Annotated in this window: 14 protein-coding genes; 3 read left to right on the plus strand and 11 right to left on the minus strand. The window is 46.9% G+C overall.

The genetic code is table 11. The features are described from left to right. Window positions 1-313: 313 nt before the first annotated feature. The 3 genes from H6F63_RS10455 to H6F63_RS10465 all read right to left on the minus strand — a co-directional run bounded on the left by H6F63_RS10455 (window position 314) and on the right by H6F63_RS10465 (window position 3,292). A complete protein-coding gene (locus tag H6F63_RS10455; RefSeq protein WP_190637125.1) occupies window positions 314-1,375 on the minus strand; it encodes an NF038130 family PEP-CTERM protein in 1,062 nt (353 codons plus the stop codon). A 354-nt stretch (window positions 1,376-1,729) separates the two neighbouring features. Next, window positions 1,730-2,899: an LL-diaminopimelate aminotransferase gene (locus H6F63_RS10460; protein ID WP_190637127.1), complete on the minus strand. Its 1,170-nt coding sequence runs from the start codon at window positions 2,897-2,899 to the stop codon at window positions 1,730-1,732. 66 nt (window positions 2,900-2,965) lie between these two features. Next, on the minus strand, window positions 2,966-3,292 hold the full coding sequence (locus H6F63_RS10465) for a thioredoxin family protein (RefSeq protein WP_190423718.1): 327 nt from the start codon (window positions 3,290-3,292) through the stop codon (window positions 2,966-2,968). A gap of 283 nt (window positions 3,293-3,575) precedes the next feature. Here H6F63_RS10465 and H6F63_RS10470 point away from each other — a divergent pair, with 283 nt between their 5' ends. Then, window positions 3,576-4,460, plus strand: a complete 885-nt coding sequence (locus tag H6F63_RS10470) for a hypothetical protein (RefSeq protein ID WP_190637129.1) — start codon at window positions 3,576-3,578, stop codon at window positions 4,458-4,460. A 293-nt stretch (window positions 4,461-4,753) separates the two neighbouring features. Here the strand turns inward: H6F63_RS10470 and H6F63_RS10475 are convergent, their stop codons facing one another. The 3 genes from H6F63_RS10475 to H6F63_RS10485 form a co-directional block, all read right to left on the minus strand. Next, a complete protein-coding gene (locus H6F63_RS10475) occupies window positions 4,754-5,530 on the minus strand; it encodes a PspA/IM30 family protein (RefSeq protein ID WP_190637132.1) in 777 nt (258 codons plus the stop codon). Between the two features lie 246 nt (window positions 5,531-5,776). Beyond that, window positions 5,777-6,535: a PspA/IM30 family protein gene (locus H6F63_RS10480; protein ID WP_190637134.1), complete on the minus strand. Its 759-nt coding sequence runs from the start codon at window positions 6,533-6,535 to the stop codon at window positions 5,777-5,779. Window positions 6,536-6,677: 142 nt separating this feature from the next. After that, window positions 6,678-7,979 carry a hypothetical protein gene (locus H6F63_RS10485; RefSeq protein WP_190637136.1) on the minus strand — a complete coding sequence of 434 codons (1,302 nt, stop codon included), beginning with the start codon at window positions 7,977-7,979 and terminating at the stop codon, window positions 6,678-6,680. A gap of 161 nt (window positions 7,980-8,140) precedes the next feature. Between H6F63_RS10485 and H6F63_RS10490 the strand changes: the two genes are divergently transcribed. Next, a complete protein-coding gene (locus H6F63_RS10490; protein ID WP_190637138.1) occupies window positions 8,141-8,710 on the plus strand; it encodes a DciA family protein in 570 nt (189 codons plus the stop codon). Between the two features lie 554 nt (window positions 8,711-9,264). Then, complete coding sequence (locus H6F63_RS10495; RefSeq protein WP_347276784.1) at window positions 9,265-9,579, plus strand: hypothetical protein; 315 nt, start codon at window positions 9,265-9,267, stop codon at window positions 9,577-9,579. 198 nt (window positions 9,580-9,777) lie between these two features. On the opposite strand, the gene menB is transcribed toward H6F63_RS10495, so the two are convergent. The 5 genes from menB to H6F63_RS10520 form a co-directional block, all read right to left on the minus strand. Further along, window positions 9,778-10,611: a 1,4-dihydroxy-2-naphthoyl-CoA synthase gene (menB, locus tag H6F63_RS10500; RefSeq protein ID WP_190637140.1), complete on the minus strand. Its 834-nt coding sequence runs from the start codon at window positions 10,609-10,611 to the stop codon at window positions 9,778-9,780. Window positions 10,612-10,765: 154 nt separating this feature from the next. Beyond that, entirely contained in the window at window positions 10,766-11,737 is a 972-nt protein-coding gene (gene sds / locus H6F63_RS10505) for a solanesyl diphosphate synthase (RefSeq protein ID WP_190637142.1), read from the minus strand. Window positions 11,738-12,527: 790 nt separating this feature from the next. Then, the gene (gene murI / locus H6F63_RS10510; protein WP_190637144.1) at window positions 12,528-13,391 is read right to left on the minus strand and encodes a glutamate racemase; all 864 of its coding nucleotides are present in this window, start codon (window positions 13,389-13,391) and stop codon (window positions 12,528-12,530) included. 51 nt (window positions 13,392-13,442) lie between these two features. Continuing rightward, window positions 13,443-15,362, minus strand: a complete 1,920-nt coding sequence (locus tag H6F63_RS10515) for an N-acetylmuramoyl-L-alanine amidase (protein ID WP_190637146.1) — start codon at window positions 15,360-15,362, stop codon at window positions 13,443-13,445. Window positions 15,363-15,822: 460 nt separating this feature from the next. After that, window positions 15,823-17,229, minus strand: coding sequence for a cation:proton antiporter (locus H6F63_RS10520; protein WP_199297939.1), 1,407 nt, complete (start codon window positions 17,227-17,229; stop codon window positions 15,823-15,825). Window positions 17,230-17,297 lie beyond the last annotated feature (68 nt).

The raw sequence follows: 17,297 nt of genomic DNA on the forward strand, positions 1-17,297 counted from the left end.
GCCACTCATCACAAGTTATTGGGCTTAGTGAAAGCGGTTCGCCCGCGTCATCGAGAGATTGATGCTCTTACTGGTATCATCTGGGCATCCGCTCCTTAAGTTGACACCAGTGGGCATTGCCATGTCCCTACCAAGGTGGTGAAAACAAAACAACCGCGATGTATTTCTATCCACTTGAGAAACGCTATAGTCCTTGAATCTCTGGCGTGGGCTTTCGTAGATTCTGAGTTGTCGCCTTAGTAAACAACTGAACTACAAAAGCCCTTTCGATTTTTGGCGGAGGTATTGTTTAAAGCAATCGATATCGCAAAAACTAAGCTTTTTTCAACATCTTACGCTTACCAACCAAGAAACCACCCACAGAAATTAAACCTAACATGGCAGAAGGTTCAGGTACAGACTCAGATGGGGGTAGCTGATACGTCCGGTTCCAGCTGTAAATGGCAGTGTGAGATGTAGTGTCGCTAATAGAAGCGTCCGCAGCAAAAGCGCCAGAATCTATTGCTGAGAAGCCGAAAGCATAATCAACCACCCCATTGAAGGTTACTTTGGCAATCTCACTCATTTGGAAGAATTTGCCTTGTTGGACTGATTTTGTGGCTAAAGCGACTATAGCTTGATCCAGAAATATGTTACCTGTGGCGTAACGAGCATCATTTTTTGGCTTTAGATAATTCGGGTTGGGAATTGGCTGCCCAAAAGTAGGGTTAGGTACTGTCTTTCCATTCTGACGAATTGTCTTTATGGGATTTGGAATAGTCTGTCTGGTATCTATATAAAGTCCAGCCCTATCCAAGTGTCCAACCAGGTCAATTTGTAATTTACCTGTTTGGTCATCCAGCGCCACAGCGCCGACGTTAGGATCTCCAGCACTGTACAGACCTTTTGTTTTCAGTGTATCCAGCATCAAATTATATTGATCCGCAGTCGGTGAGGCTGGTAGCAGGGAAGCGTAAGCGCCGAGGAAGCCGTCTAGCCAGCCCTTTGCCAATTTCTCATCTTGCCAATCTTCTTGTACGACAGTCTCGACTTTAACTGTATTTTTTCCTAGATTGGCAGTGAATCCAACTCTTTGAGGGTTTTCACTTCCATACCAAAACTCAACGTTGGTGGCGGCGCTGTCATCGGTTAAAGCTTGGGTTGCTTTATTAATGTCATCTCTGGTGATGTCATTTAAAAGTTGTCTTTCAATCCCATTGACAGTTTTATATTGAGTATCTCCAAAAAGGTAGGTCTGAAGTTGGGGTTTGTCCTGGTAAGTGCTGAACTGAATATTACTAGGTTTGAGTGTTGTAGCGAAGGCTGGGTTAGATGCGATCGCGCTTACACCTACAACCGAGGCACTAATTAGTAATTTCTCGATTGCCTTTAGCATACGGGTTTGCTTGGAAAATTCCTGGTTGTTCAGTCTTTTGGAAGAACCTATTAACATGACTTGACCTTTTTAAAGTTAACTAAGGTGGGATATAGCCTGTCTGAGGATTCTCACTTTAAATGTGGGTTCCTCACACCGGAGTTGCTTTTGTCTGCATTACTCTCGGCGAGGATTTCTCTCACAGGTCATGTCAATTGTAGAAATTCCCAAAGCTGAATAGGCAAATTTAGCGTGAACTGTTGTCACGCCTGAGTAAAGAATTGAACAGGTTTTTACAAGCTATTTACCAGTATTAATACTTGAGTACGTAAACTGGTTTTAACTCAAAAATAATGGCTATTTATTTACGTGTAATTACTTGCGTAAAAACAACGATGCCCGTTCCACCGCAGTTTGCAAAATTGCTGGATCGTGTACCAAGGCGAAGCGCACATAACCTTCCCCAGATTTCCCAAACCCGGCACCGGGGGAAGCAGCAACACCAGTAATTTTTACTAGCTGGCTGCAAAATCCGATGGAATCGTTTGCCCAAAGTTGAGGCAACTTAGCCCATACGTACATGGTGGCACCTGGGGTAGGAACCTCCCAGCCAATCCTGTGAAGCGCTTTAACGAAGGTATCCCGACGTTGGCGAAAGGTTTCAACTGCTGCCTTTACACCTTCTTGCGGGCCATTAAGGGCAGCGATCGCGCCATTCAAAATTCCCCCGTATTGGTTAAAATCAATTGCCGCTTTTACCTGACGCAAGGCGCGAATCAGCTGAGCATTTCCAATTGCGTAGCCAATGCGGAAGCCGCCCATATTGTAGGACTTGGACATAGTAAAAAACTCAATCGAGACGCTTTTATCGGGGTCGGCTTGCAAAATTGAGGGAACCGCTACGTCTTCAAATACTAGATCGGCGTAAGGAAAATCGTGAACCAACACGAGATTATGCTGCTGGCAAAAAGCAACTGCTGACTGAAAGAAAGATAAAGGCGCGATCGCAGTCGTGGGATTATGGGGATAGCTCAGTACCATCATCCGTGACTCTTGCAAAACTGGCAGGGGGATTTCTTCAAATACGGGCAAAAATCCATTTTCTGCCCGTATTGGCATCGGATAGATTTGGCCGCCAGCCAAGTACACTCCCCCAGCATGAGAAGGATAACCAGGGTCAAGCAATAAGGCAAAATCCCCTGGATTCAGTACCGCTAAGGGTAAATGGGCGGTGCCTTCCTGAGAACCAATTAGAGGCAGCACCTCAGTTTCTGGATCGACAGGAATACCGTATTTCTGCGTATACCAGTTAGCGGCGGCTTGACGAAAAGCTTGAGTTCCATGAAAAAGTAAGTAGCCGTGGGTACTCTGGTCAGATAGAGATTGCGCGATCGCATCGATGATATGAGTCGATGTCGGTAAATCAGAAGAACCCAGCGACAGATCAATTATCTCCTGTCCAGCGGCCCTAGCTTTTGCCTTCGCCCGATCCATATCAGCAAAGACATTTGATTGCAGTGGTTGTAAACGCTTGGCAAACTGCATATTTAATCCTTTGTCCTTTGCTAATAGCTAATGGCTTTTAACAATTAGCCATTAACTATTAGTCATTTACAAGTGAGTTTCCAGCATACTCATCAATGTCTGTTTCCCAATGGCTCCCTCGTGAGATTCAATCACCTCACTGTCCTTAAACAGCCTGAGAGCTGGCAGACCTTCCACTTTGTACTTTGCCACAGTTTCGGGATTGGGGTCGCTTTCCATTTTCACGACCTTGAGGCGATCGCCATAAGTATCGGCAGCTGCTTGCACTGTTGGCGATACCAGGCGACAAGGGCCGCACCACGCAGCCCAAAAGTACACGAGTACAGGCTGCGCTGCTTTCAGGACTTCCGTTTCAAATTCGGTATCTGTAATAGAAATAACACTGCTGCTCATCGCAACCTACCATCTGACACTATTTTGATTGCACTAACCCATTAGGCAGGTATTAACCCTGCTGCTTGTTGTTTCTACAATAGACCGAATTTTACCCTGAAAAAAGTACAGGCGGTGTTTTCCGGTCTGTAGGAGTTTCGCTTCAGCCAAGGAAAGTACATAGTAACCCGCTTCTATCGCTCAGGGTAGAGTCATTGCCCTTACATTTATTCTAATTTTTGGATAGTCAAGCTTGTTCAACGCCAAAAAAAGCAGCTTTAAAATTCATTATTAAAACAAAGCAATGTTCTTTCAAAGAGTTTGTCTCACACTCGCCAAGGCGTTTATTTACACATTTCCTGTAACTTTACTTGCTCTGTTGCCTGATGGGGCAATAGCGGTAAGCTTGTCTGGGGATAGCGATTCGCCCAACACTTCACGCACTGCGATCGCGTTATTTACCGGATTCGGCGAAGACCCTGCTAATCCGCAGACTGGTTTGAATATACTTAATACCTTACTACAGAACCAGTTTGGGGGTAATTCTGTTCGCCCCTTCGACAGCAGAGTTTTTACATACGCGCAGTCAAGCGACGCATTAAACTATCTCCAAAGTTTTGATAACCTGACTTCTATAGGGATAATCGGATACAGCTTAGGCGGAAATGCAGCCTCTGTGTTTGCTAAAAATTTTCCAGCCCCCCAGCCAATTAATCTGCTAGTTCAAATTGATTCCGTGGGTATTTCTGATGATAAAGTACCGGACAATGTGAGCAAAGGATTTAATTATTTTCAGCGAAATCCCAGCTATCCGGGCGGCTCCATAACACAAAAAGTTATAGAAAGGGCAGTAACGCTAGCGGTACAAAAAAATGTTAAGGGTGCTGATAATGTAAATGTTGAGGAACTGTTCAACGACCAAAGCATCGTTCACATCGGCATTGATAATGACGTGCGTTTGCATCAACTAATTGCCAACAACGTCAATGATTTTTTAATTAATCCTTTGACTCCTGTTCCTGAATCTACTTTTGCTTTTAGACAAAATAGTTTTAGTAACCAAGCTAGTGTTTCAGCCGCCGATGTACCCGAAGCTTCTACTACATTAGGTGTTGTAATGTTTGGTGTCTTCGGTGTCGGTTCATTGCTAAAACGCCATCAGCAACAGAAAGATAAGGTTGATAATTAATAATTTTTCATCTGGTTCAACTGCTTGTTGAATATTGATTTCAAGCTGTTTTAACAGTTTTGAGCTTTGAGCTGGAAATTTATTTCCCCGCTCTTCAGGTAAGAAACCCTACATTATAAAGCAAAAGTTGGGTAACGCGATCGCATTACCCAACCAGGACTTACGCAGTTAATTAGTGAATGCCTGATTCTGTCGTAGGGGCATGGCATTGCCATGCCCCTACAGCGTGTTGACGTGCGTAAGCCCTACCAACCTATAATCTGACCCTTTTAGCGTCTAAGTAAAGCCTCAGCTTAGAGGTTATCCAATTGCTTTTTTAGGTCTTCTAACTCGTTATCAACTGCTGAATTAGGTTGCGAGGTAGAAGTTGGTTTAGCTGCTGGTAGTGCGCCTCCTGATGCTGTTGCAGGGCCCAAAGACATCTGAGCTTTCAACGCCGCCAATTCATCATCAACGTCATTGCCGGATTCCAGCATGGCAAATTGCTCTTCTAAAGCATTGCCAGTGAGTTCTTGCGCTGCTGTGGAACGAGCTTCCAGTTCCATAACTTTTTCTTCCATGCGCTCAAAGGCTCCCATCGCGCTGCCGGTTCCCAAGCGTCCTACGGTGTTTTGTAGCTGCTCGTTGGCCTTGGCAGCTTGCGCCCGTGCCTTAAGCATATCCTTCTTGGTCTTGGCTTCAGAAATCTTACTTTCTAGAGCAATTAAGTTGCGCTTGAGGGCATCCACCTGAGTCGTTTGCTGATCCAGGCTGGTTTTCAGGGTGCCAGCAGTTTCAGCATATGTCTTCTTGCGTACCAGCGCCTCTCTAGCAAGATTCTCATCGCCTTTTTGGATAGCCATCTGAGCGCGTTGTTGCCAGTTGTTTGCTTCGGTTTGGTTTTGGTTATACTGTTGCTGAGTCCGCTTTTGTCCGGCAATGGATCTGGCAACTGCCTGACGCAACTGCACTAGGTCTTCCTGCATATCGATGATAGACTGCTCCAGAATCTTTTCTGGGTCTTCAGCCTTGCTCACCACGTCGTTTAGGTTGGCTCTGACGACTCGGCTAATGCGATCAAATAATCCCATGACGCTGTTTATCCTCTTGGCGTGTACTAAAGTAGGTATTTTGCAGGCTCTATGGAGTAGAAAAGAGCAAGTTCAATTTAGTAGATCAGTTTTTCCGTTGGTTATGCTGTCGGCAATTCTTGGTAACACCATTTCCAGTCTAGGGTGGTATGCAAAAATGACTCACACAACCTTTAGGAATTGTTAAAGACCGATCGCTTTTCTTTCTAGTCTAGAAACTTCACCACAAAATCGGTAGCTTCCAGATCAAGAACTTTCCAACTGGGAGCGGATTTTTTGTAATTCAGGATCTAAGCTAGGATCTGAGTTGGCGCTTTGAGTAGACGGCAATTGCGGTGTCTGGGTGCCTTGACCGAGTTGAGCTTTCATGGCGGTTAATTCGGTGTCGATTTCACCAGCATCTTCCAGCGTCAGAAATTTCTTTTGCAAATCGTCAGTTCCGAGTTCAGCGATCGCTTCACTTTGTGCTTCTAGTTGCAAAACTTTATCTTCCATCCGCTCGAAGGCGGTCAGGGTACTGGTCGTATTCACGCCGCCGATCATTTCGTTAATTTTCGCACTAGCTTGGGCAGAACGAGCGCGAGCGATGTACATATCTTTTTTGGTTCTGGCTTCGGAGATTTTTGCTTCTAGCGATCGCATATCTTGTTTGAGCCGGTTAACCATCTGGCTTTGCTGGTCTATTTGCTCGCGCATTGCCTCTGCTGTTTCTTGATAACCTTTGCGCTTGGTCAAAGCTTGTCTGGCTAAGTTCTCGTCGCCTTTTGAGAGTGCTAGTTGGGCGCGCTCATACCATTCAGAGGCGGTGTTTTCCGCTTGAGAGTATTGGCGCTCAGTACGTTTTTGAGTAGCGATCGCTTGAGCCACAGCTTGGCGCAGTTGAATCAAATTCTCCTGCATTTCCAAAACCGTTTCTTCCAACACTTTTTCTGGATCTTCCGCTTTTCCAATCAAATTGGTAATGTTGGCTCGAATTACTCGCAGAATGCGGTCGATCAATCCCATCTCAAGTCTCCATTCACGACGCTTGGATTTAGTGTTGGTGGCTCTCCGGTCGGCTACTGAATAATCAAGACATTAGCGATCGCGGACACGTTAGAAACGTTAACTGAATGCTATGTCACCTACAAAGCTTGCCACCTCCAGCTTAAGGCTGATAGACCGATGCAGAAATCCCTTGTTTTTCAAGTTCTGTCACCAATGTTTTAGCCTGAGAATCTTTTTTAAAGGCTCCCAGATAAATTTGGGTTCCTTGCGGTGACATATAGGCATCAGGTACAACTTTCCGCGCCTCCTCAAAGGAGGATGGCCCGTTGTATTTCACTACCACATAGTAGAACCCTTCCGGATTCGGTGGGGCAGGTTCCGTTGCTGTTGGGGAAGCGCTTGGTTGTGCCGAGGGAGTTGTGGCAGCAACAGGCGATCGCGCGGGCAACACTGGTAGAGGGGCGGGGGGTTTAACTGGAACTATCGCCCCAGTTCCTGACGGCACGCCAGTAGTAGATTCAATAGCAGGAGGATTGGGTAACGGGGCAATCGATGGCACCGATACTTGAGGGCTAGGTACTGCCACCTGAGGCGTTCTTGATGATGAACTGGGAGTAGGCTTCAACGTACTCAGCGTGTCCAAATTCAAGTCCTTAAATTCATCCGATGAAAGGTCTGGCCCGTTGGGTTTCCCTGTATCGGTTGCTGGTGAGGCATTAGTTTGGGGAGTCGTTGCTGTCGGACTTTGAGCCACAGTGGGGGTGGATGGCTTCCAGAATCGATCTAGTCCCAGAGAACTCAGAGTAGATGGATTTGTCACCACATAGCCCAGCATGGCTGTGGAAAACAGCAAAAGTAACAGGGAACCAACCCCCAAGGGAGTAAGAATATTGTCCAGAAAACTACGTTGTGACCGAGCTGCCGCTTCTTCCTGTGCCAGACTTCGCAGCAGTTGCTCGGAAGATTCCAGATAGTCATCCGGCTGGATAGTAGTTGCTGCCTGGTCGATAGGTTCCGGCGGTACTGGCACCTCTGCTGGTGCTGCTTCCGGCGCTCTAGGAATGGGTATTTCTGAGGCGGCGGCCAAGTTAAAAGACGGCACTGCTGCGCTATGTGTCTCTATCGGCTCCTTGTGGGTTTGTTCAACCGCCTTGATTTCCTGTGCTGCCAGTGGTGGTTCGCTTGCTGGCGTTGCTGGGGTGGAATAGGCCTCTTTTGGATCTGGCGATGGATTCCTGCCGCCCGTGGCGTTTACGGAAATCATGTCGATGGGTTTGCGAACCTGGTTGTGACCCATGCCACGAGTTGGCGGCACGCCCCGCCCTGCCCGTTCGCGCCGATATCTGGATAATTCCTCTTCTAGATGCACGTCGAGGCTGCCCAGAGCCGCCTGCAAGGCTGGGTTGATGGGCTGGGCTGAAGAGGAGCGACTAGATGATTCAACCGAATGACCTTGACTCATAGCTGTTGCAACTGACGAATCTTGGAGAGCTGCTTTGCCTATTCATTAGACGCTTTTTTCGGCTTCTAGGCAACCGTAACCCTAATTTGTAGTCTGTCGTTAGTTCGGTACGATCAAACCTGATGGCTGATTATTCTGCCATTTAACTCCGGGTTACAACAATGTCTTTTAAATCTCTTAACCATATCTTAGACAGTATCGAAAATCAGGCGGCGTGGCAGGCTCAACAAGAATTTAAGCGTTTGCTCAAGTGTTGGACTGAGGTGGTGGGGGGGGCGGTGGCAGCCCAGACGCGACCAATTTCGATATCGCGGGGAGTGCTATCGGTTGCAACGAGCGGTGCTGCTTGGGCGCAAACTCTTACTTTTGAGCGTCAGCGGATTTTGCAAAAGTTGAATGCTAAGTTGAGCAGCCAGTTGGTGGATATTCGCTTTTCGACGGCTCAGTGGCAGAACAAATCTGTCTCTAGCCGCTCTCCCTATGCTGAGGAACAATCTGTGACTTGGCAAGAGCATCCCAGTCGGGTTGAGCGGATGTCTTCGGCAGCACTTTCTGGCAAAAAGCCTGAGCTAAAAGAGTCAAAAGCTGCTTTTCAACATTGGGAATCGGTAATGCGGGAGCGATCGCATCTCTCACCTCTGTGTCCCCAGTGTCAGTGTCCCACACCCCCAGGTGAACTTCAGCGCTGGAACGTTTGCGCTCTGTGTGCCGTCCATAAATGGCAACGCTAGTTTTCCTCTGCTATGTTTTTTTTGTTTTAAATGTAACTGCTCAGGGTTACTTGGGCAGTTACATTTGTTATTTTCAGGTGCTGCTACCGCTTTATTTACCGTCTCTGTTGCATTCCGCCTACTCCCAAAAGTAAGATAATGAGCGCGATCGCGCTCGCACCATTTAACGCCAATGCCTACTTAAACATCTAATGTCTACATTAAGTATTTTTTTTGCAGAATTATTCCCTTCAATTAAACGTTTTTCTGCCCCTGTTTGAAATTAAATTAGGTTTCTTCTTAAACGCATACCCTTAACGTTTGTCTTGATCCCCATCAGGTTCCTATTTAAATCAGTATTATTACCTAAATTTTATATTTCAATTGCAGGGCCATTTATGTATGTTTATGTATGTTTATCACAAGAAAATTAAGAAAACATAAAGCCGTTTTTTGGAGCGGGGATCGTAGAACACAGACAGGATAATAGATTGCTTGATTTAAGGTTCTTTGACCGTTTATAGGGAATTTTAATATAAGACATAGAAAAAAGAAATTCCCTCAAGAGGATTCCCATGAAGACTGTAAATTCTATGACTTCTGCCTGCCGGTATTGTCAGTATTACAAGCCGGAGGGACGACGTGGTGGTGTTTGTCAGCAACTTGGGGTGCCAGTTCGAGCTAGCTGGATAGCGTGTTCATTAGCGCTAAAAGCCTTTGCTCCTTCATGGGAAAGTTTGGAGGGAATTATGCGCTGGCAAGATGAAAATTTGCGGGTGCAGCAAGCAACCTCATCGAAATGCGCGATCGCTTGTTCTCAGCAACCAAGCGAGGAGCAAGAGAACCCATCTACTGACCAACAACCAGCAGATGATGCACTGCTTGTGTGACTAAACTGCCAATCGCAAGCTATCCCAAGCAGGATATCTTGATAAATATATATGCCATAGAAAATAAATATTACCTCTTTCAAAAGTCGCACTTTTTTAAACAAAAGTGCGACTTTTGATTTCATAGGTTGGAGGTACTGGTATCAGTTAATGGTTCATTGCTCTTGTGGGGCAAACCAGGAACTATGCAATACACTATTAGGGCAACCAAGGGTATTTACGGAAATCAGGCGATCGCTTTTCGAGAAACGCCTGCTTCCCCTCGGCTCCTTCCTCGGTCATGTAATAGAGTAAGGTGGCATTACCAGCAAGTTCTTGCAACCCCGCTTGACCATCGCAGTCAGCGTTAAAGGCAGCTTTCAGACAGCGAATCGCAATCGGACTTTTTTCTAAAATTTCGCTAGCCCACTGGATACCTTCCGTCTCCAGATGTTCCACTGGCACAACGCAATTTACTAAACCCATTTCCAACGCCTGCTGTGCGCTGTACTGGCGGCAGAGAAACCAAATTTCTCGCGCTTTTTTTTGTCCGACACACCGGGCGAGGTAGCTGGCACCAAATCCACCATCAAAGCTGCCAACTTTCGGGCCAGTTTGCCCAAAAATAGCATTATCTGCGGCGATGGTAAGGTCGCAAATCAAGTGCAAAACGTGTCCCCCACCAATAGCGTAACCAGCTACAAGGGCGATTACAACCTTGGGCATCGAACGGATCAGGCGTTGCAAATCGAGGACGTTGAGGCGCGGGATGCCATCATCATCCACATATCCAGCTTGACCCCGCACGCTTTGATCGCCACCAGCACAAAAAGCGTATTTGCCATCTGTATGAGGGCCAGCCCCGGTAAATAAAACTACGCCGATGCTGGTATCTTCACGGGCATTGAAGAAAGCATCGTAAAGTTCAAAAACAGTTTTGGGGCGAAAGGCGTTGCGCTTGTGGGGGCGATTAATGGTAATTTTGGCGATGCCGTCTGTTTTGTGATATAGGATATCTTCGTAAGTTTTGGCGGTTTGCCAGTTAAGTTGCATAGAGGAATTAGTAACTGGTTGTACTGGTTGTACTGAGGACTAAGGAGTATGAATATGAGTTAGGAATTAATAATTCTTCGCTCGTAGAAAGAGGGGCTAAGCCTTATCTCTACCTCACTCTTATAGTTCCCAGTACAACCACTACAATCAGCCCTCAGTAAAGGCGACTCAACACGTATTCAGCCATGTCAATCAGGGCTTGATGGCATTCTGAGGTGGGTAAAGAAGCTAATTGTTGGACGGCGAGTTGGGCATGATGTGAGGCTAATTCGCGCGATCGCTCAATGCCCTTCCCTTCCATTATCAGCGCGATCGCTTCTTCTAAATCCCCATCTTGGGTAAACTCTCGCTCGATTAGCACCTCTAAGTAAGGTTTTTCTTCTAAAGCAAACAATACGGGTGCGGTGAGATTACCACTTTTTAAGTCAGACCCGGCTGGTTTGCCCAACGCTTCTGTCGAGCCTGTGAAGTCAAATATATCATCTACGATCTGGAAAGCCAACCCAAGGTGACGTCCATAGCAATACAAATTATCCGCCACTTCCGGCGACACATCGCTCAAGCAACCAGCAGCCTTGGCACTGTTGGCAATTAACGAGGCAGTTTTATAGTAACTTTTCTCCAGATAAGCCTCAATCGACAAACTCGTGTCAAACCGATTCAGCCCTTGCTGAATTTCTCCTTCTGCCATATCCATGATCACTTCTGAGAGTAGCTTGACCACTTCCAGGTTATCTAGATTTGCCAAGTACCAAGAAGATTGGGCAAATAAGAAATCCCCCGCTAACACAGCTATCCGGTTGCCAAACCGACTGTGAACCGTAGCCACACCCCGTCGTATTTCCGATTCATCTACTACGTCGTCATGTACCAGGCTTGCGGTGTGAATCATCTCTGTAATTTCCGCTAACCTTCGGTGACGTGGCGTGATGTCTTGATCTAGCATCGTCGCCCGTGATATCAGTAGGACAATTGCGGGTCTGACGCGCTTTCCTCCCGCCCCGAATAAGTGTTCTGCCGCCGCATAGAGGATGGGATGACGCGCACCAACCAATTTTTTCAAGTTCTCCGTGAGAACACGTAGGTCAGCTTCAACAGGGGCAAAGAGGGTAGTGACTGAGGTCATGGATTAGCCATTCAGGCGTTAGTTACGAAATTTTACATTCTTGTCATTTATTTTAAGCTAATGATCCCCTAGAGGGAAGGTTTTATTGGTTAGAGGATGCTGACCAAGGCTTTTTCGGAAATTGTATAGATTTGTAAAGTATATAAAAAAAACGGCTTTAACCACTGAGGATCTTGTGTTACTCTAGTATGTAAGGATTTGAATAACTTCATAGACTTACTGAGTAGAAAAATTACAGGTCACGCTTTTGGTGTGTCTGTGATGAGTAGTTATGACGGTTTTTGGTAGGCAGTAGCATTTCTGGCTTCCTGCATAATCTCACAGTGCATTAGCGCTGGGGATAACAGCCGTCAGAAAAATAAAAGACTTGCGAGTAGCTTTCTTTATAGGGAGCTTTGCTGGGTGAAGTACCGTTGAAAGTCCTATATTTTCAAACGCACTTCTAGGGTCTGGCATTAATCAATCAAAAATTTTAGGTATCGGAAACGACTACCCAAAATTTTCATAAGCAGCAATAAGCTCAAGCATAGCGTGAGCCAAGTTTGCTATTCAAAAGTTTGTTATAAAAATTCACCATTCTTTAGTTGTTAGCGACGTTATGACGTATAATGATATGCCTTTGATTATTCCCGTTCTAGCTACTGGTTATTTGTTAACAGTGTATCTGCTGTTGATTTTGGCGCAGCGGACTGTTAAGGGTGCAGGAAGAACGAAATCTGCGCCCTAGCGATCGCACTTACGGACAACAAGCTTGTTGTTAGCAGCCTAAATTCGACTGCTAACAGCAAGCTTAAGGTAATTGTCGGTGTAGCATTGCTGGTAAATAAACTTTTTCAACCTCTGGAGTGCAGCCGAGCCACTGTACGGACAGTTTGGCAAACTGTTCGGGACAGCCGCTAACCGCAAATCGAGTTGCCAAAGGAGGGCGAACATTTCTCAATCCCAATAAATCAAGCTCTTGTGAAGCAGCGGAAACTACGTGAACTGCTGGATCGCAAAGGTTAACCGACCTGGGCAGAATTGTCCTAAGAATCGGTGCCAAGTGAGGATAGTGGGTGCAGCCGTAAACCAGCGTGTCGATCCGATATTGTAGCAAAGGTGCTAGGTACTCCCGCGCTACCTCCAAAGTATAGGGGTCATAAATGCGGTTTTGCTCAATGAGCGGCACAAACTCTGGGCAACCGACTTGCCAGACAGAGACAGTAGCATCAACTTCTAAAATAGCGCGGCGATAGGCATTACTGGCAGCCGTGGCTGGGGTAGCAATCACACCAATCCGTTTACCCAGCCCAACAGCAGCACGCGCTCCAGGCAAGATGACCCCTAAGATTGGTAGGTCGAACTCAGACCGCACTGCCTCCAGCGCCAGAGCGGAACTGGTGTTGCAAGCCATAATCGCCATTTTGACACCCTGATCTACCATCCAGATCAGAATTTCGCGCACAAACTGCAAAATTTCAGATTGAGAGCGGGTACCGTAAGGCAGTCGAGCCGTATCGCCAAAATAAAGAATCGACTCATTAGGCAGATGTCGGTAGAGTTCTCTCAATACAGTCAAACCACCGACACCGCTATCAAAAACGCCTATTCTGCTTCTTTGTAATATTTCATTGCTTTTTTGTCCATTTATGTGTCCTTCTTGTTTGCTGTTCATTTTCAATCGATCACTCCCCACTCACCACGAACCAAGGCTCTTAACCGAGGCTTAAAGATTTTGTTGAATGTACTGTAGAATACCGCGAGCGATCGCTTGTGCCATCTGACTCTGGTAATCAGGTGAGCCAAGTTTCGCCGCCTCTTGTCGGTTAGTAACAAAACCAACTTCCACTAACACAGATGGCATAGAACTCTTTCTCAGTACATAAAATCTCGCCTGCCTCACCCCTCTATCTTTAGCATCAGTAGCCTGCAAAATGCTGTTGTGAATGCTTCGAGCTAAACGCCCGCCGCTAGAGTAATAGTAAGTCTCTACCCCTTGCACATCTGGACGACCACCGATTGAATTAGCGTGGATACTGACAAACAAATCGGCGTTTGCCCGTTCAGCCATTGTCACACGCGGTTGCAGGTCAACGAAATAGTCATCCTTGCGCGTCATCACCACCTGAACACCCTGCCGCTCTAGCAACGCCTCCACCTGCCGTGCGATCGGCAAAATGACATCCACCTCCTTGAGTCCACCAACGCCGATAGCTCCGGGATCTTTGCCTCCGTGTCCGGCGTCTACCACCACCACCAATCGTCCGTTACGAGGGCGGGGTGAAAACTCTGGGGGATTATTAGTTTCCGGTGCCGGGACGGGAATTGTATCAGGACGGGGAAGCACTGAGCTAAAGCGACCGCGTTGCAGTTGTAGTGCTAATAGCTGGTCAGTCAGCTGATTGAGTTCACCAATCTGCACCCCATCTCCCGGTTGCACCAGAATTACCACAGTACGAGGGTCTTGCTGTACAAGACGCACCCGCCGCACCATAGTCTTAGCATCTAGAGTGGGCCCTTTGACTCTTTCAGCCAAAGTCGCAGAAGGAATAGTAATTCGGTAGGCCCCAGCTGAGCCATCCCATTTTCCAGTAAACTTTACAGACCGATCTGCTCTGATGAATAATTGAGTTCCGGAGAGTTCAACCGATTCAATCGTTGCCACCTCACCGTCACGGCGCGTTGTTGGCGTTGTTGGCACCGTTCGAGTTGGGGGATTGAAAGGGGAAGGCTGATTGCCAGCCAAAGTGGGGCTTTCAATGCTTCCGGCAGTAGTTCCCTGCGGTAGTAGCACAATACCGCCAAAACCGCTGACGCTTGCCTGCCAGTCGGGACTTTCCTTGGTCACGTTCATCGTCACTCGGACGACTGAAGGTGAAGTATCTACCTGAGATAAGAGAATGCGACTGACACCATAACGATTCACCCGCGACTCTGGCGATGAGAGACTACGGGATATGGTAGCGCCTTGGATGTCAAAGGTAATATTGCGGCGATCGCTACTCCGCTTTACCTTAATAATTGAAGGGCGATCGCCGTTTGTCCGCAAGAAAAACCCATCATTCGTCACCTGTATATCTTCAATTTGAGCAACCGACCCACCGGGGCTGGCGGCTGCTTGACTACTTAAAGATCGATTGAATCCAGAGGACGGCGACAAATTTCCCAAAGTTGGCTTACTGGGAGAAGTTGGCCGTATCGAGGAGAACGAAGAATTTACTAGAGTTGGTCTAGCAGAAGAATTTGGTAATTGTGAAACTCGTTGAGGTTTTGGTAATTGTACCGACCACTGACTGGGGGAAGCTCCCTGAAATACTACTTGCTCCGGATCAAGCGTGTAACCAGGGTCTAATTCAATCACCAGGCGAGTAACATTACCCTCAAACTGTCCCACCCGCAAACTGCGTAACGCCCCCGCCAACTGCTGAGTCACCGTTGGGCGTCCGAAAGTTGTACCAGGCAAATCGATTACCAGACGTGAAGGATTAGCCAAAAGCTGGGCTTTCGGCTGCACTCCATCGTCAGTCCTAAAATCCAGCCGGTTTTGATTAGTATCAAAACGCCACGAAACCAGTTTTGCCGCAAAAGCGGGAGATGTAACCAGAAAAAGGCTCAAACAACTGGGTAATAGCCAGTAAAGTCTCACTATCGTTTCTCCAAAAGAAAGGTAAAGACCGAGTTAAAGCGGTCTGTACGCTCTAGTCCTATTTCGGGTGCGATCAAGTCGCATCCGGGGCATGGCGTAGCCAAGTTAATGATTTTAGACTGGGTTGAACGATACCACGACTGTGGCAGCAATGCAGAACATTAAGCAGGAATGGCTGATTTTACTTGCCATCTTTGGAGATGCCCTATCGAACTGGATTCATGTGTCCTAAATTTTTGCCCCTGGTGTTTGGCAATTAAGTGTCCTTATGCTGCCCATCGCTACATCGGTTACTCAAAATTCCCTCTAGCGAGAAAACTTTTGAATTCATTGAGTCACGCCCCAAGGACGTTGAGACAGTGACTTAAGTTTCTCTAAAAGCCTTTATTTGTTAGTTGTTAGTTGTCTGTGGGTAACAGTTACAGGAAATTGGGAATTGGGAATTAAGAATTGGGAATTTTTAATCACTCTCCTTAACCGGAACTGCGGGAGCCTCTTGAAACACAAACCTTAATAACGGGGGTGCTAAGAAGGTTGTCAAGATGACCATCATAATAATCGCGGCTTCTGTGGCTTCAGACAAAGCACCACTCGCGGAACCAACACCAGCAAAGACTAATCCTACTTCGCCTCTAGGAATCATTCCGACACCGATCGCTAATCGATTAATCTGGGGTTGACCAAATACTGCAAGACCAGTAACAACCTTTCCGGCAATTGCCACTACGATAAGGAAAATGGCAATTATCAAACCCTCCCGGTTACTAGGAACAGCTGGGTTGAGTACGCCTAAATCTGTTTTGGCTCCTACCGTGACGAAGAAAATCGGCACAAACATATCGGCAATGGGACACACTTGCCTTTCCAACTCTTTACGCTTATCCGTTTCGTCTAAGACTAAGCCAGCGGCAAAAGCTCCGAGTATGGCTTCTAAATGGATGGCGGCGGCAAGATAAGCCATAATAAAGGCGAAGATGAAGGCTGGTATCACCAAGCTACCGCGTGTCTTGAGTTTCTCGGCAATCATCATAAAAGATTTGTTGAAGACTTTGCCAAGCAAAATCGCACCGAGCAAGAAAGCACTGGCGCTGATAATCAGATAGAAAACGTTACTTACGTCCACTTTGCCAGTTTTGGCAAGACTTGCCACCACCGCCAGGACGATGATACCAATTACGTCGTCTATGACGGCAGCGCCAAGAATAATCTGACCTTCTTTGGAATTAAGACGCCCTAGTTCTGATAGAACTTTGGAGGTAATACCAATACTGGTTGCAGTCAAAGCTGCACCTGCAAAAATCGCAGGCACTGCTGGAATGCCAAACAAGATCATCAGTCCCGCAGTGCCTGCGGCAAATGGCACTGCTACCCCGACTACTGCTACGAGTAACGCCTGGATACCGACATCCATCAGTTCCCTGAAATTCGATTCCAGACCAATTTCAAATAGCAAAATGATCACACCCAGTTCTGCCAGAACGGACACGACTTCGCTTTGGGTTTGAAACACGCCTACCGCTGCGTCGGGAGTTAACCCCCCAGTGGATTGGAGGAAAGATATAATTACAGAACTGGAACTGTCTGCACCGCTTTCTGGAAATACCAACAGATGCAGGGCGGAGACACCCACCACCACGCCTCCGACGAGTTCGCCTAAGACGGGCGGTAAGCCGATGTTGTTAGATAATTCTCCCCCGATTTTGCTGGCAAGGTAAATTACGACTAAACTCAGCAGTACCCCTGCTAGGACGAGTGGGGCGTTTTCTGCTTCTGGTGTTGCTGTTGCCAGCACAGGAATGGTTTTGTTCCAAAGTGGAAATGAGAATGGGGTGATAAAATTCACCCAGGCAGTTGAAACTATCTCCATTGGGTCTGCATAATTCATTCTTCTCACTGTACAAGCTTCTTTACAAATCCCTGCGTCGATTCATCTGT

Source organism: Trichocoleus sp. FACHB-40 (assembly GCF_014695915.1).
In the GTDB taxonomy this organism is placed as follows: domain Bacteria; phylum Cyanobacteriota; class Cyanobacteriia; order Cyanobacteriales; family FACHB-T130; genus Funiculus; species Funiculus sociatus.